11 protein-coding genes are annotated in these 16245 nt (G+C 35.1%); all 11 read left to right on the top strand.

The window, feature by feature from the left end:
* Nucleotides 1-357: 357 nt before the first annotated feature.
* The 11 genes from Q9Q97_RS22125 to Q9Q97_RS22075 all read left to right on the top strand — a co-directional run bounded on the left by Q9Q97_RS22125 (nucleotide 358) and on the right by Q9Q97_RS22075 (nucleotide 16229).
* Nucleotides 358-927, top strand: a complete 570-nt coding sequence (locus Q9Q97_RS22125; RefSeq protein ID WP_306161130.1) for an RNA polymerase sigma factor — start codon at nucleotides 358-360, stop codon at nucleotides 925-927.
* A 186-nt stretch (nucleotides 928-1113) separates the two neighbouring features.
* Complete coding sequence (locus tag Q9Q97_RS22120) at nucleotides 1114-2259, top strand: FecR family protein (RefSeq protein WP_306161128.1); 1146 nt, start codon at nucleotides 1114-1116, stop codon at nucleotides 2257-2259.
* A gap of 135 nt (nucleotides 2260-2394) precedes the next feature.
* A complete protein-coding gene (locus tag Q9Q97_RS22115; protein WP_306161126.1) occupies nucleotides 2395-6024 on the top strand; it encodes a SusC/RagA family TonB-linked outer membrane protein in 3630 nt (1209 codons plus the stop codon).
* Between the two features lie 4 nt (nucleotides 6025-6028).
* The gene (locus Q9Q97_RS22110) at nucleotides 6029-7453 is read left to right on the top strand and encodes a RagB/SusD family nutrient uptake outer membrane protein (RefSeq protein ID WP_306161124.1); all 1425 of its coding nucleotides are present in this window, start codon (nucleotides 6029-6031) and stop codon (nucleotides 7451-7453) included.
* Between the two features lie 5 nt (nucleotides 7454-7458).
* Complete coding sequence (locus Q9Q97_RS22105) at nucleotides 7459-9894, top strand: zinc-dependent metalloprotease (protein ID WP_306161122.1); 2436 nt, start codon at nucleotides 7459-7461, stop codon at nucleotides 9892-9894.
* Nucleotides 9891-10412 (top strand): DUF3347 domain-containing protein, encoded by a 522-nt coding sequence (locus Q9Q97_RS22100; protein WP_306161120.1) that lies wholly within the window; start codon nucleotides 9891-9893, stop codon nucleotides 10410-10412. The genes Q9Q97_RS22105 and Q9Q97_RS22100 overlap by 4 nt, the downstream gene beginning before the upstream one ends.
* Before the next feature lie 208 nt (nucleotides 10413-10620).
* The gene (locus tag Q9Q97_RS22095; RefSeq protein ID WP_306161118.1) at nucleotides 10621-12267 is read left to right on the top strand and encodes a DUF6377 domain-containing protein; all 1647 of its coding nucleotides are present in this window, start codon (nucleotides 10621-10623) and stop codon (nucleotides 12265-12267) included.
* 282 nt (nucleotides 12268-12549) lie between these two features.
* Entirely contained in the window at nucleotides 12550-13689 is a 1140-nt protein-coding gene (locus Q9Q97_RS22090) for an acyltransferase (protein WP_306161117.1), read from the top strand.
* Nucleotides 13690-13905: 216 nt separating this feature from the next.
* A complete protein-coding gene (locus tag Q9Q97_RS22085) occupies nucleotides 13906-14520 on the top strand; it encodes a hypothetical protein (protein WP_306161115.1) in 615 nt (204 codons plus the stop codon).
* A 122-nt stretch (nucleotides 14521-14642) separates the two neighbouring features.
* Nucleotides 14643-15821 (top strand): MFS transporter, encoded by a 1179-nt coding sequence (locus tag Q9Q97_RS22080; protein WP_306161113.1) that lies wholly within the window; start codon nucleotides 14643-14645, stop codon nucleotides 15819-15821.
* Between the two features lie 18 nt (nucleotides 15822-15839).
* The gene (locus Q9Q97_RS22075; RefSeq protein ID WP_306161111.1) at nucleotides 15840-16229 is read left to right on the top strand and encodes a VOC family protein; all 390 of its coding nucleotides are present in this window, start codon (nucleotides 15840-15842) and stop codon (nucleotides 16227-16229) included.
* The last annotated feature ends 16 nt before the right edge of the window (nucleotides 16230-16245 follow it).

The following is a 16245-nucleotide window of genomic DNA, read 5'->3' as shown; positions in this document are numbered from 1 at the left end:
GCATTCCGAAATAAGGGATGAAGAAAAATCGCGAAAATTTTTTATCAAGTAAAAGAATCCGGAGGATTCAAATATTTATAGCAGACAATTCCCTGGATGCTATGTGACCCCGAAGGGGTCATACTCACGGTGCAACATAAAATTCTACAAACATTTGAATCCTTCGGATTCTTGTACATGTTAAATCGTTTTTTGAACTAGAATACTGCTATTCAATATTATTAAGATTAATCACATTGAATTTTATGCAAAAATCTTTACGAAATCCTTTGCGCTTTTTTAAACTTAATAATCATTTGGCTTTTAACATAAAAATTGTTTAATATTGCGTTTTTGATCCTCACTTTTTATTAATTAATGTCTGTTTATAGCAAATATGCTGATCATATTTTATTAAATCTTCTCAAAGAAGATGATCAGTTGGCCTATACAGAAATTTTTGAAAGATATTCCAGACTTTTAGTAAATCATGCTTATAAAATAACGGGCAATCAAGATGAAGCTAATGATGTGGTTCAGGAAGTATTTTTATCTATTTGGAACAAACGTAACGAACTGACCGTTACAAGTTCCCTTTCTTCTTATTTATACAAAGCAACAAAAAACAGAATTCTAAATCATATCGCCCACGAAAAAGTAGTTTCGCGTTATGCCGATTCTATATCTGATTTTATTGAAAACGACTATGTTTTTGCCGATTCTAAACTTAGAGAAAAAGAATTGGAAGCGCTTATTGAAAGTGAAATTGCCTTACTTCCAGAAAAAATGCGCGAAGTTTTCCTTTTGAGAAAAGTGGAAGAACTTTCGTATGACGAAATTGCACTTCAGTTAAATATTACCGACAAAACAGCGAAACAGCAAGTATATAATTCGCTAAAAATTCTTCGCGGAAAACTAAAATCGGCGCTGAATGTTTTTATCTGGTAAATTTTTCTTCTTCTTTTTGTTAAATTTTAAAATAAATTATCTTCATAACCCTCTCATTAATAAAGAGAAACTAACGTTTTGCGAAATTTATTAATGATAAATTAATATTTTTTTGATTTTCATCTATGACAAAACCCCTTTATAACTGTCTTATTATAAAACAAGACAAAATTTCGTATTGTAATTATGAATAAAACGGAACTTCTAGAATTGCTTAAAAAGTATCAAAACGGCACTTTATCTAATGAAGAAAAAGATAAATTGGATGCTTGGTATCTGCATAAAGCGTCTGATAAAAGACAGCTGAATGAGTACGAACTGGAAGACAGTTACGAATATTTAAAATCGAAACTGCCATTGGTGCAAGAGAAAAAAGTAATCAGTCTTTGGCCTCGTGTTGCTGCTGCGGCATCAATTGCTTTATTGTTGGGCACTGGAATATTCTATTTTGCAAAACCAGAAATTGAAACTCAAGAGAAGAGTATTCAAGTTGTCGAAAAAACAAAAGAAATCGCTCCAGGCGGAAACAGAGGAATTTTGACACTTTCAAACGGAAAGCAGATTATACTTTCAGATATCAATTCAAAAGATATTATTGCAAAAGAAGATCAGGATGAAGTGACCATTAAAATGGATGCCAATGGTGTGATCACTTATGTTATAAATCCGAACGCAGAAACTTCAAAAGAAGATGCGAATTCTTTCAACACACTTTCAACCCCAACCGGCGGACAATATAATATTGTTTTGGCAGATGGTACAAAAGTATTCTTGAATGCCGTTTCTTCGATCAAATATCCAACTCAGTTTAATGGTGACCAAAGAATCGTTGAATTGGAAGGAGAGGCTTATTTTGAAGTGGCTAAAAATAAAAGCAAACCTTTTATTGTAAAATCAGACCATCAGACAATCGAAGTTTTAGGAACGCATTTTAATGTTCACGCTTACGCGAATGAATCTGCTGTAAAAACGACTTTATTAGAAGGAAGTGTTGCGGTTTCTTCTAAAAATCAGAAAGCAATTTTGAAACCTGGCCAGCAATCTAGTTTAACAGCTACTGCATCTAAAATTTCAATTAAAGAAGTAGATACAGAAGCTGCAATAGCTTGGAAAAACGGCCGATTTAAATTTGATAACGCAGATCTGAAAACGGTGATGAAGCAGCTGGAACGCTGGTACGGAATTAAAACAGAATACCGAGGTGATGTCTCTGATGTGAGATTTAACGGAGGAACATTTAGAAATAAAAATTTGTCTGAAGTATTAAAAGTGCTTGAGCTTAGCGATATAAAATTTAAGGTTGAAGGAAAAACGATTATAGTTTATCCGTAAGATCTTTTTTAACCGAATTATATTGAGTTTATAAACTAAAAAACCAGAGGCAGTTGCGATGCTTCTGGTTTGTTTAAAAGTTTATAGCCAATATAAGTTGTCCACCTATTGTTTAACTATAACCAATGTAAATGTATGAAATTAAATTTACAACCAAAAAAACCTTACAAAAAACTTAAAAAAAAGATTCCTAAAGCTTATTTATGGGTGCTAAGTGCTGTATTTATAATGCTTTGCAGTTTTACTGGGCGAGCGCAGCAAGTTACCCTAAATTTTAAGGAAGCTCCACTAGAAAAAGTGCTGAAAGAAATTGCAAAACAATCCAATTACGAAGTTTTGTATACGCAGAAATTGCTTAAAGATTCAAAGCCAGTTACTATTAATGTAAAGAATGCTAGTTTGAACGAAACTTTAAGTCAAGTTTTTAAAAATCAGAGTATAAAATATACGCTTACCAATCAAACGATTGTGGTTACTGCTCCAAAAGAAAAAAATGAGAGCGTGGGAAACGGATTAATCGATATCAAAGGAAAAGTAGTAAATAATAAAAATGAATCGTTTCCAGGAGTAACCGTTACCATTGCAGGAACAAACAGAACAAGCATAACGGATTTTGATGGAAGTTTTTCTTTTGATAAAATTTCGCCAAATGCCGTTCTTGAATTGTCTGGTTTAACTATTGAAAGCAAATCTTTTGGTATAGGAGGACGCACAGATTTTACGCTTGTCGCTGAAGATAAAGTAGCGGCAATGAAAGAAGTTGTGGTAACAGGTTATCAGACTATTGCAAGAAGCAATTTTACGGGTGCCATTGCTAAAGTGGATGAGAAAACACTAAACGAAAATATCAATTCTAATTTATCGGGTGCAATTGAAGGACGTGTTGCGGGTTTGATGTTTCAGAAAAATCCAAACGGACTTGGTTCTGATACGCCTATTTTGAGAGGTATTGGTACTTTTTCTGAGAATGTGGGCTACAGTCCGCTTATTGTAATTGATGGTCTTCCAAGTGAATTGACTTTGGATGAAATTAACCCGTATGATATTGAAAGTGTTGACGTACTTAAAGATGCTGCAGCGGCTTCTATCTATGGTTCAAGAGCTGCAAACGGTATCATTGTTTTAACGACTAAAAAAGGAAACGGTAAATTAAAAGTAACCGTAAATTCCGATTTCTTTATCTCAGAGAAACCAAATTTGAGAGATATGAACTATGCCTCAACAAGCGAACTTATCGACTTTGAACAGGCAGTTTACAACAGAGAAAGAGCCAGATTTGCAGATACTGCAACAATGTTTAGCAATTATGGAGATATTGGAAACAGCAGTACAAAATACTACAGTCCGCTTTACCAGTTAAACAGAAATTTGGAAGAGGGAAAAATCGATAATGCTACATACAACACGACTCTTGCGCAATGGAGAAAAAACGATTACAATAGAGATTATCGTGATAATGTTTGGCAAAATGAATTAAGACAGCGTTATAATGTTGCTTTTTCAGGAAGTACAAGCAAGCAGAATACATATGTTTCGCTTAACTATGACGAATCAAAAGGTCGTATAAAATACAATGCAGGACGCTCGTTTAACCTTTATGCAAAAAGTAGTTTTCAGGTCAATAACTGGCTAAATGCTACTTTTGGAGTGAACGGAACGTATAGTAATGCTGAAGTGACCGAATATGATCTTGGAAATTATGATATCCAAAAACGATATGAGCGTATTACAGACGATAACGGAAATTTGGTGCAATCTTCATTTGCATCAATCAGAGACGGCTTTACTTCAAGCGGAGCTCTAAATCCGGCTATGGTTGAGAAAATGCAAGGTTTAAGTGGTTTTAAATCAACGAATTTTAATGTTTTAGATGCACTTAAAGAAGGTATTGAAGAACAAAATGCATTGAGCTTAAGAACTTTTGCCAACATAAAAGCAAAACTATATAAAGGATTAAGCTTTAATACACAATTTCAGTACGAAGTAAGAAAAGTTGATAATGAACAGTATCACGACGTTAATTCGTATAGAATGCGTTATGCGATCAACGCATTGACAGGATACAATCCTACTACAAATGCCTACACCTATGTGGATGGTTTTTCTACAGGCGGACGCTACAAACAAAGCAGTGCTCAGGCAAGCAATTATTCTTTTAGAAATCAATTAGATTTTAATCAAGAATTTGCAGATGGAAAACACTCTGTCAACGCTTTGGTAGGTACCGAAATGCGCGAAACCTATGCCCCAAGAAGTATCGAGCAGTTACGATATGGTTACGACCCTGTAACACTTACTTCTGCAGTATTAAACAACCTTGCGCTAAGTCAGACAGGGGTTTCTAGTTATTTGTTTGGAAACAACCGTACGCTTGCAGCTTTAGCAAGAACACAGATGGAGACCCTACACCGTTATTTTTCTGTTTTTAGTACGGCAAGCTATACGTATTTGTCAAAATATAATATCACAGGAAGTTACCGTGTCGATCAAGCCGATTTGTTTGGTGTTGATCCAAAATATAAAAACCGCCCATTATGGTCGGCAGGTTTAGGATGGAACATAAGCAATGAAGAATTTATGAAACCGGTAAAATGGGTGAGTATGCTTAAGTTGAGATCAACTTATGGTATTAACGGAAACGTAGATCAAAGTACAACACCTTATATCACGGCAACGCGAAGAAACGATAACTTGTACCAGTCTTTACAGTACACCAATATCACTTCGCAGCCCAATCCGATGTTGCGATGGGAAAAAACACAAAGTACCAATCTTGGTGTGGATTATAGTTTATTCCGAGCTAAATTAAATGGTTCTATTGACGTTTACCGCAAATACAGCACCGATTTGTTGGCTACCACAGATCTTGATCCTACTGTTGGTGCTACATCAAGAAGAATTAATGCGGGAGCATTATTAAATAAAGGTGTTGAATTTACTGTGGGTTCTGAATGGTACAATGATGGTAATTTCAAAATTAATTCCAATTTCGTTTTCGCGTTTAACAGAACGACAGTGAAAAAAGTAACTAGAGCAGAATCTACGGCTACAGTTTATGTTGCTTCTCCAACCAGTTTTTTTGTAGAAAACGATTATTTCAATAGTATGTATGCTTACAAATATGGCGGAACAGTAAATGGTTATCCGTATGTTTTGGATGAAAATGGAAATCCGTCTATCACTTTTGACGAAAATGGAAATCCAATTTCAACGAGCATAAAAACAATTACAAATCCAGATGCTTTACAGAATATGGGATCTTTGATGCCGACTTACACAGGTTCGTTGTCACAACGTTTTTCGTATAAACAATTTGATTTAAACTTCTTATTTGTTTTCTCTGGAGGAAATGTAATGCGTAAAGAAACCATAGATATGAGTTCTGATAATGTAAATCTTTCTGGAATTGCAGATCGCTATACCGATGACAATAGAAATGGCAATACTCGTTTGTATGTAGATTTAGACGAAAGTGTTAGAAACTATGCTGGAACGATGAGCAGCCAATGGCGATATTCATCAGCCAATGTGGTGGATGGCGATTATATTAAATTGAGAAATGTTTCTTTAGGATATAACTTGCCTAAGGCATTCGCAAATAAAATTAAAATGGTTTCGGCAAAGTTCACTTTCCAAATGAATAATATCTGGTATTGGAGCGCAGCCGGAAACCGCATTGATCCAGAGGTTTACAGCTTAAATTCTGGTGTTCGCAGCTTACCATCGCCAAAAACGTATTTATTTGGCTTTAATCTTACTCTTTAAAAAAATGAAAAAGATATATATAACACTACTGTCGCTTTTGATGTTAACTGCATCATCTTGCGAAGATTATACAGAAATCACACCCAAAGGAGCTTTAGTAATTGAAACTCCAGAACAATTTCTAGAATTGGTATCATTACCAAACAGAGGTTATCCAATCAATAACTTTCAGTACTTGTCAGACGATCAATGGATGAGAGAGGCCAATGTAATCGGAAGAACTCCAAACATTGATATTATTAATTTTACTTTTGATGAAAGTATAGATAGAGTTTCGTTATTGACGGGTTCAAGTTTTTACAATCAAGCTTATAGTTATATCAACAGATGGAATACCATTATTTCATTGGTAGATGAGAGTAAAGGAGATGGAAATATCAAACAATTAGCCAAAGCTGAAGCTAAAATATTCAGAGCTTACGATCACTTTTTATTAGTGAATACGTATGCGAAAGCGTATGATCCGCAGACTGCAGCTACAGATGGAGGAATCTGTATAATGGATAAATTTGATTTAGAAGCACAGCCTTCAAAATCTACTGTTGCACAGGTTTATGATTTTATTCAGAGAGATATTGAAGATGCATTGCCCTTTATTCAAGAAAAACCTGCCGATGTTTATCACCCGTCATTAGCATTTGCGTACGCGTTTAAAGCAAAAGTGCATTTGTTTAAACGTGAAATTGCAAAAGCTAAAGAAGCGGCAGAAAAATCATTAAGCTATAACAATCAGATTTTCGATTTGGTAGCTTACAGTAAACAGGGCGGACCAACGGCGGTTGCTGTTCCGGCGGCAAGCAACGTAGAAGTTTTGAGTTACATGTACATGACGGGTTATAACGAAATGAACTTTGCTCAGAGTTACATCATCAGTCCAGAATTGAGAACTTTATTTGGAATAAACGATGGTCGTTTCAATTTGTTTTTCAACTCAACAAGCACAACAAACTTAGATCAAGGTTCAAACACAGCCTATTGGGGAACACAATACACGAGATTTTTCTACCCAACTGTTGGAATGAAAACTACAGAAGTATATTTAATTCTAGCAGAATGTTATGCAAGAGAGAACCAGTTTAATGAAGCGGTTAATGTTTTAAATACATTAAGAGCAAAACGTATTCTTTCTGGTACTGTTAATTTGGCCGTTCCAGCGACAAGAAAAGAAACAATGGAATTGGTCATTAATGAAAGAAGAAAAGAATTGCTTTTAGGATTTAACCGTTTCTTCGATTTGAAACGATTAAATACCGAAACAGAATATGCAAAAACAATTACGAGAGTATTTCCAATTGTAAACAAAACGGTTCCTCAAAAAACATATACTTTACAGCCCAATTCTCGATTGTATATTATTCCGTTCCCATTATCGGTTTTACAGAAAAATCCGAAATTGACATTAAACACAGACGAAAAAGTCCCATTTTAATTTAGATGAAAAAGTTAATTTTAATTCTAATCATGCTGTCGGCCTGGCAGCATGGTTTTGCCCAAACTCCAGAAAAAAAAGCCGATAGCACCAGTACACAGCCAAAAGGCATGCAGGCTTACAACAAAGTTATTACCGATAAAGCGAAAACTAAATCAGGTCTTTTTACTGTAAGTCAGGTCGATGCTAAATACTACTTTCAGATTCCCGATAGTCTATTTAATCGCTACATGTTGGTGGTAACGCGCTATCTTTCGACCCCTGAAGGTTTTGGAAGTTTTGGTGGAGAAAAAGCCAACGAACAGACTATTTATTTTGAAAAAGGGGCTAACAATACTGTTTATTTAAGATCGCTGCAATACAAACAAGACGTTCGTTATGCCGATTCGATGCTGGCAAAAGCATTAGAAGGAAGCAATGAAAATCCGATTGTTGCAGCTTTTCCAATAAAAACAACCAATCCAGATACAAAAGATGTGGTTATTGAAGTAACAGATGTTTTCAAAAAAGACAATGCCATGTTTGCTATTGGAAGTCAGGAAAAAACAGAAAAAAAATTAACGTCTCTGGCGGATGACAAAACGTTTGTTGAAAGTATAGATGTTTACCCAATTAACATCGAAACCAAAACAACAAAAACCTATACAAGTTCTACAGCAAGCAGCGGAAGTATCACTTTACGATTAAACACCTCAATCGTATTGTTGCCGAAAACGCCAATGCGCAAACGTTTCTTTGACGAAAGAGTAGGTTATTTTGCCAATAAATATGTTTTGTTTGATGATGACGAACAGCGCGCTCAAAAGAAATTTATTGTGCAGCGTTACCGTTTGGAGCCAAAAGAAAAAGACATTAAAAAGTACTTAAGAGGCGAATTAGTAGAACCAAAAAAACAAATTGTCTACTATATCGATCCTGCGACTCCAAAAAAATGGAGACCTTATTTAATTGCAGGAATCAACGATTGGCAGAAAGCTTTTGAAGCTGCTGGTTTTAAAAATGCCATTGTAGGTAAAGAATGGCCAGAAGATGATAAAACCATGAGTCTAGAAGATGCAAGATATTCTGTAGTTCGATATTTAGCTTCTGAAACGCCAAACGCTTATGGGCCAAGAATTAGCGATCCAAGAAGCGGTGAAATTATGGAAAGCCACGTAGGCTGGTACCATAATGTAATGAAATTGGTGCAGAGATGGTACATGATTCAAGCAGGACCTTTAGACCCAAGAGCCAGAAAAATGCATTTGGATGATGAATTGATGGGGCAGTTAATCCGTTTTGTTTCTTCTCACGAAATTGGTCATACGATTGGTTTGCGTCATAATATGGGAGCGAGCAGTGCAACACCGGTAGAAAAACTTCGTGATAAAAAATGGGTAGAAGAAAACGGACACACCGTTTCTATTATGGATTATGCTCGTTTTAATTATGTAGCGCAGCCAGAAGATAATATTAGTCCGAAAGGTCTTTATCCGCGAATTGGAAGTTATGATAAATGGGCTGTTGAATGGGGTTACAAATATTATCCGAACGGGAAAGACGAGTTTGAAGAAGAAAAAATATTAGCCAAACTAACAACGGATAGTTTAACTGCAAATCCGAAATTATGGTTTGGAGGAGAAGGCAAAGACGAAGATCCTCGAAGCCAAGCAGAAGATCTTGGAGATGATTCAGTAAAAGCCAGCGATTACGGAATTAAAAACCTAAAACGTGTCGTGCCTCACCTTATCGAATGGACCTATCAGCCAAACGATCCGTACGATAATTTAGCCGATATGCACAAGGCTGTAGTGAGACAATATGGTTTGTATTTGTACCATGTTCTGAAAAATATTGGAAATAACTATATCACAAAACGAACTGTTGACGAAAAAGGAGCAGTCTATAAGCCAGTTCCTAAAGCAAAAGTAAAAGCAGCAATAGATTATCTGGGAAGACAATTGTTTGTTGCACCGCTTTGGATGTATCCGCAAGAAATTGATGATCTTATTGCTTTAAAAAGAGAAGATCAAATCTCAGATCAGCAAAATCAAGTTTTGAATATGTTATTAAGTTCTGGCATGCTTTACAATATCAGCCTGAAATCGATGCAGTTTGAAGGTGCCTATACAGTTCCTGAGTTCTTAAACGATTTACAGCAAACGGTTTGGGTGAAATTTAGCGGAGACGAAAAACAAGATTTTTATAGAAGAGGTTTTCAGCGCGGTTACATCGAAAAGTTGGGAATGCTTTTATTGCCAAAAGAATTAGAGCCAGGAAAAGCAGCCAATACAGCACAGCGAAGCGATGTTAAATTGTATGCAAAACAGCATCTTTTAAAATTGAAAACAGATATCACAAAGCTTATGAATGCTTCAACAGGAATCAACAAAGATCATTACGAAAGCATTTTAATAGATATAGATAAAATCATTACAAAATTAGATAAACCTACATCATGAAAAATTTAATAGTTATCTCATTTCTTTTTCTTAGCGTTATGGCTCAGGCTCAAATAACTTCAAAAGAAGAAGTGGTGCCAGAATTAGTGCAAAAAAGAGAAACCGAAAAAAAGGAAATCACAAAAAATTATCTGGCTTTAAAAAACAGTTTTCTGACTTCAGATAGTCTTGCGGTTGTTAAAAATGCAGAAGCTTTTAAAAATTCATTAAAAAACTTCAAGTTTAAAAAATTGAGTTTACCAGACATGAATGCAGCTACCACTTCGAGAAAAGAAATTATCGAATTGGCAACAGCGATAGCTTCAACTAAAAACATCAACAAACAGCGCAAGATTTTTGAAACACTTTCTGTAAAATATTGGGATCAGGCAGCAAAATTTAAACCTGCCGATGAGACATTATATTTACAAGTTTGCCCAATGACAGGCGCAGTTTGGACAAGTGACAGTAAGGAAATCAAAAATCCGTATTACCCGAAAAATATGCTGACTTGTGGAGAAGTCAAAGCAAGTTTATAGTTTTTTTTAATTTTGAATTAGTTTGATAAATGCGGTCTTCTGAGAGGGAGCCGTATTTGTCGTTTATTGAAATACACAACTTTTTGTTGAATAAAAAACCTTGGAAACCGCAATGATTTCCAAGGTTTTTTTATGTGAACGGATTTTTTATAATTTACAAAAACATGCTAATTTGTATATATTTGCACAAAACCAATATCCTTCTAAGATGAAGAAATTTTTTATTCTTATTTCCGTTTGCCTATTTTCAATATTTAACGCACGATGCCAAGAGTCCGTATCAAAAGCAATCACTTTAGAAAAAGCATTGGCGCAAAAGAATGTTTATACCGCAAGGAAGGATAAAAAAACAGGCGAATATAGAAAACAGCTGACCATAACAAGAAGCAGTGAAACTGTTTATGCAATCAACAATAAATTATATCAGGAGTATAGAAAATATAAAATAGATTCGGCACTTTACTTCACTCGTCAGAACTTATTAATTGCCAAAAAACCGTATGATTCTTATAAAGAAAAACAGGCTTTAATTGAACTTTCAAACCTGTATTCTTCAAACGGAAGTTTTTTAGAATCGAGAGCAATTCTCGAAAAAATAAACAGCCATGAACTTCCGAATGAATTAAAAGCTAAATATTATGAGTTTTACAGTCAGTTTTTTGAACATTACGCGACCAATAATCCGAACACGCATTACCGCAGACAAATAGAAGTTTACAGAGATTCTCTGCTAGGAGTTTTAGATCCTAAAAGCAATAAATACAAGATCAATTTTGCGCAAAAACTGATGTACAATAAAAAATATGCAGAAGCGCAGAAGCTGTTAATCGGACTTTTGAATAAAAGCACCAAAAGAGATTACGATTATGCGATGTATACCTATCTGCTTGGAGACATCAAAATGGTTTTTAAAGAAGAGCAGGAAGGAATTAAATATTACAGACTTGCAGCCGTTGCCGATCTTGAAAACGGCATAAAAGATCATGGAGCTATTCAGAATCTTGCCATTTACAATTATTATCGCGGTGATATCGACAAGGCGTATCGTTATGCCAAATCAGCTTTGGAAGATGCTGTTTTCTGCAATGTCAAATTCAGAACTTTGATGATGTCCGAGTTTTATTCTATTATCAATACCGTTTATCAGGAACGAGAAGAAGAAAATAAAAATAAACTGCATTTATTGATTTTCGCCATTACAATGCTGAGCGCAGGACTGCTGGTTACTGCGGTTTATGTCTACAGACAGATGAAAAAAATCTCCAAAATAAAAGAAGAACTTTCTATTTCGTCAGAACAATTAAAAATCGTTAATTCTGATATTCAAGAAGCAAACAATAAACTCAACGAATATAATATCGAACTTCATGAAGCCAATAGAATCAAGCAGACTTATATTGCGCAGTTTTTTGATATGTGTTCTTCTTATATCGGAAAATTGGACGAATACAGAATAAAACTCAATAAAAAAGCGTTAAGCAAACAATTTGACGAATTGTCATTGATGCTGCGTTCTAGTAATCTGGTTGACGAAGAACTTCAAGATCTTTACCAGCGTTTTGATGAGATTTTTATTAGCCTCTATCCCGATTTTGTTTCTGATTTTAATACTCTTCTCATTCCCGAAGAACGCATCATTTTAAAAGACGGAGAAATTTTAAATCCAGAACTCCGAATTTATGCTTTGGAGCGTCTTGGTTTTTCAGACAGCGTTAAGATTGCTTCGTTTCTTCGTTATTCACTCAGTACAATTTATAATTACAGAACCAAGGTTAGAAACCGCACTTCATTGTCCAAAGAAGAGTTTGAATTCAGGCTTCAGAAAATTGGAATGTCAGGAAACAGTGAATCTTAGATTTTAAAGGCATTCGCAAAAGCAATTCTGTCAGTCCATATATTTTTGTAGGACTGATGATGAGGTGTTTTGCATTCTAAATTACACTATTTTTTGCTCTGCAGAAACTACTTTTTTTAATCTAAACTTATTTATAAGTGTTTGTTATTTAGGTTTTTATGGTTTTTTATAGGCTACATTTTTAAATTACGGTGCAAAAACAATACTATATCGTTATAGTTTTGCACAAAAGGATTTAAACTTTTGTACTAACGAAATAAATAACCAAAAACCCAAAAATTAATGAATGTAAAATCTGTACAGGAATCTATTTTTCCTGATTCTAAAAAACATTATGAAATACTCGACGGACTTCGCGGAGTTGCAGCAGTAATCGTAGTAGCGTTTCATATTCTAGAAGTATTTTCTGGAGGCGATCACACCAAACAGCTTATTAACCACGGCTATTTGGCTGTCGATTTTTTCTTTCTTCTTTCTGGATTTGTAATAGCGCATGCTTATGATGATTGTTGGGGAAAGATGTCTATAAAAGAATTTTTTAAAAGAAGGCTTATCAGACTTCATCCTATGATTTTAATCGGTATGCTGCTTGGAGCTGTTTGTTTTTACCCAAGTGCATCAGAAATGTTTACTGCTGTAGCTGGAACTTCGCTCTGGAAAATGTTGGTGGTTTTGGTACTTGGAATCTTTTTAATTCCAGTTCCTGGTTCTTTAGATATTAGAGGATGGGGCGAAATGTATCCATTAAACGGTCCAGCTTGGTCGCTTTTTTTTGAATACATTGCCAATATTGTCTACGCTATTTTTCTTAGAAAAGCATCCAATGCAATTATATGGATATTAACGATAATTGCAGCTTTTTTTCTAATCCATCTTGCGGTTACAAGCAGTCATGGAGATATTATTGGAGGCTGGTCACTTGATCCTGCACAACTTAGAATTGGTTTTACAAGACTGGCTTTCCCGTTCCTTGCTGGAATTCTACTTAGGCGATTAACAAAACCAGGAAATATGGGAAGCACCTTTGTACTCAGCAGTGTCCTTATTGCTATCGTGCTGGCTTTTCCAAGAGTAGGCGGAAGCGAAAATTTATGGGTGAACGGAATTTATGATTCGCTTATGATTATTATAATGTTTCCTCTTATCGTATACATTGGAGCTTCGGGCACGGTAAAAGGAAAAACAATGCAGAAGGTTTGCACCTTTCTAGGAGACATTTCGTATCCTATTTACATTACGCATTTTCCAATTTTGTATGTGTATTATTCTTATGTAGTAAAAAATAAAATCACGCTAGAAAATTCTTTTTCGGCGGCGGCATTAGTATTTGTTTTGTCAATAACGGTGGCTTATGTTTCATTAAAGTTCTATGATGCTCCGTTTAGAAACTATTTGGCAAAACGTTTTTTAAAGAGAAGTTAAGGGTTGGTTAAGTTAGTAATGATTGCGGACGTGCGGGAATAACAACAGCCCTTCCCATAAGCGCGTCCGTTTTTGCAGAATAGTACAGTATTCTGTATAGAAATCGGCTGCTGCTTTTTTATTGTATTCGAATGCCTGTAAAAGAAACAGTAAATAGTAAGAGATTTGTCCTGCATGCCAATACAATTTTATTCAAACTTTTAAATTAAATGAGTTATGATCCAGTTTGAATGGTTTGATAATCCCTTAATTAAAGCAGTAGCTGTTTTTCTTTTTTGTGCTTTTTTAGCTTCAGCGCTATATATTATTTTAGGCAATTCAAAAAGCGGAAAAGAACAGCAAGATATTTTAGCCCAAAAACATTCCAATGTTTTAAATGAGCTTGAAAAGAAAGTTACTTTGAGAAAGAAAAATATTAATGGGGGAGTCTCTTTAAAAACTCAAATTAAAATTCAGAATACTTCAGACTTTTATGATGAGCAGTATTTAGAAAGAGAAAAACAAAGTACAGCTATTCTTCAAAAAGCAATTTTTAGTCTTCGAAATGGCAGAGAAGTAGAAGGGGCAAAATATTTAATCGCGGCTTGCAAAATTTGGAAAAATGATGAAAAACTAGGGAAACTTCTTATGGCGCTTCCTATTCTAGAAGATATATTGATTCATTTAAGTAGAGAAGATTTTGTTTTAGTAGAACTCGATTCAGAGCATAAATTTTCGGACATTGATAAAGTCATCAACTTTGTGCTTTCTTCACAAATTTCTTCAACCGACCGAAAAATGATTTCCGAAATCAAAAAAATAATTCATATCAAAAGATTAGATTATCTGTAAGGAAATTAAAATATAAACCGCCCCGTTGGCGGTTTTTTTATGCCTAATAAATAAAATGCTATTATTCGCAAATTTGCATAAATTTGCATAATATTGCAATCTATAATTTTTTTAAATATTTTATGAATACTACTGTAAACAAGGCGATACCCGCCATTAAAAGCATATTTTTTGTATGCGGTTTTGCACTTTCAAGCTGGGCGCCAATGGTTCCTTTTGCAAAAAACAGATTGAATTTGAATGATGGTGAACTCGGTCTGCTTCTTTTAATGTTGGGTGGAGGTGCTATATTAATGATGCCAATCTCTGGATATCTAGGACAAAAATTTGGAAACAGAATTGTAATTACGATTTCCTGTATTGCAATTGCTTTTATACTGCCATTTCTGGTATTCTTGGATGGAGTTACCGCTATGGCTGTGGCACTTTTTATTTTTGGAGCCGGCATCGGAACTGTAGATGTTTCTATGAATGCGGTTGGAGTAAACCTTCAGAATTTATACGGACGTCCAATAATGTCTTCGCTTCACGGACTTTTTAGTGTGGGCGGTCTTGTGGGATCTCTAGGTTTGGGACTTCTTATAAAAACGGGACTAGAGCCTCTTCATGCAGCGGTATTTATAGCTGCATTAGTGCTTTTAACGGTTGCCTTTCAGTACAGAAAATTATTTGATGCGTCAAGCGAAAGACAGACAGCATCAACACATGCAGAAGAGAAAGAAAGTGTTTCAGGCGGAAAATTTGCTTGGATGAACAGAGGTGTGCTGTTTTTAGGAATGTTATGTTTTATCGTTTTTATGTCGGAAGGCGCTATGCTAGATTGGAGCGCTTTATTCCTTCACGAAAACCGCGGAATGGATGAATCTTGGGCGGGAATTGGCTATGCCGTTTTCTCTGTTGCTATGGCAATAATGCGTCTGTTTGGAGATGGTCTTGTAGAAAAATTAAGTCATCGTACTGTGGTTACGGGCGGAGCGCTTACCGCTTCGGCTGGTCTTTTAATGGTCATTGTATCTCCGTGGATTTCTTTGACAATCTTAGGCTTTTTTATTCTGGGTTGCGGAGCGGCCAACATTGTTCCAGTATTTTTTAATGAAGCTGGAAAGCTGAAAAATGTTCCTGTTGCTGCTGCGGTGGCCGCAATTTCGACAATGGGATATTCTGGTCAGTTGCTAGGACCCGTTTCTGTTGGGTTTATTGCAGAGCTATCATCATTGGGATTGGCATTAGGAATTTGTAGTTTGCTTTTAGCAGGAGTTGGAATATCTTATTTTTTATTTATGAATAAAAGCAAATCTTAATCATTTAAATCTAAAGAAATGAAAATAGAACATATCGCAATCTGGGTAGAAAATCTTGAAGTCATGAAGGAATTTTACCAAAAGTATTTTAAAGCATCAGCAGGAGAAAAATATACGAATTCGCTCAAAAAATTTGAATCGTATTTTTTAAATTTTGAATCGGGAAGTAGGATTGAAATCATGTGTATGCAGGGAATTGAAAATGCATCCAAAGATGTAACAAGACAAAAAACAGGATATGCACATTTGGCTATGGAAGTAAAGTCGAAAGAAGAACTTAACCAGATGACTGAAATTTTTAGAAAAGACGGATACACCATAGCAGGAGAACCCAGAATTACGGGCGACGGTTACTATGAAAGCGTCATTCTTGATCCCGAAAACAATATAATCGAATTGGTTTTCTAATCATTAATTAAAAAAG

It is taken from the genome of Flavobacterium sp. DG2-3, assembly GCF_030730925.1.
GTDB lineage: Bacteria > Bacteroidota > Bacteroidia > Flavobacteriales > Flavobacteriaceae > Flavobacterium.
This window is presented reverse-complemented; position numbering and strand designations above follow the sequence as displayed.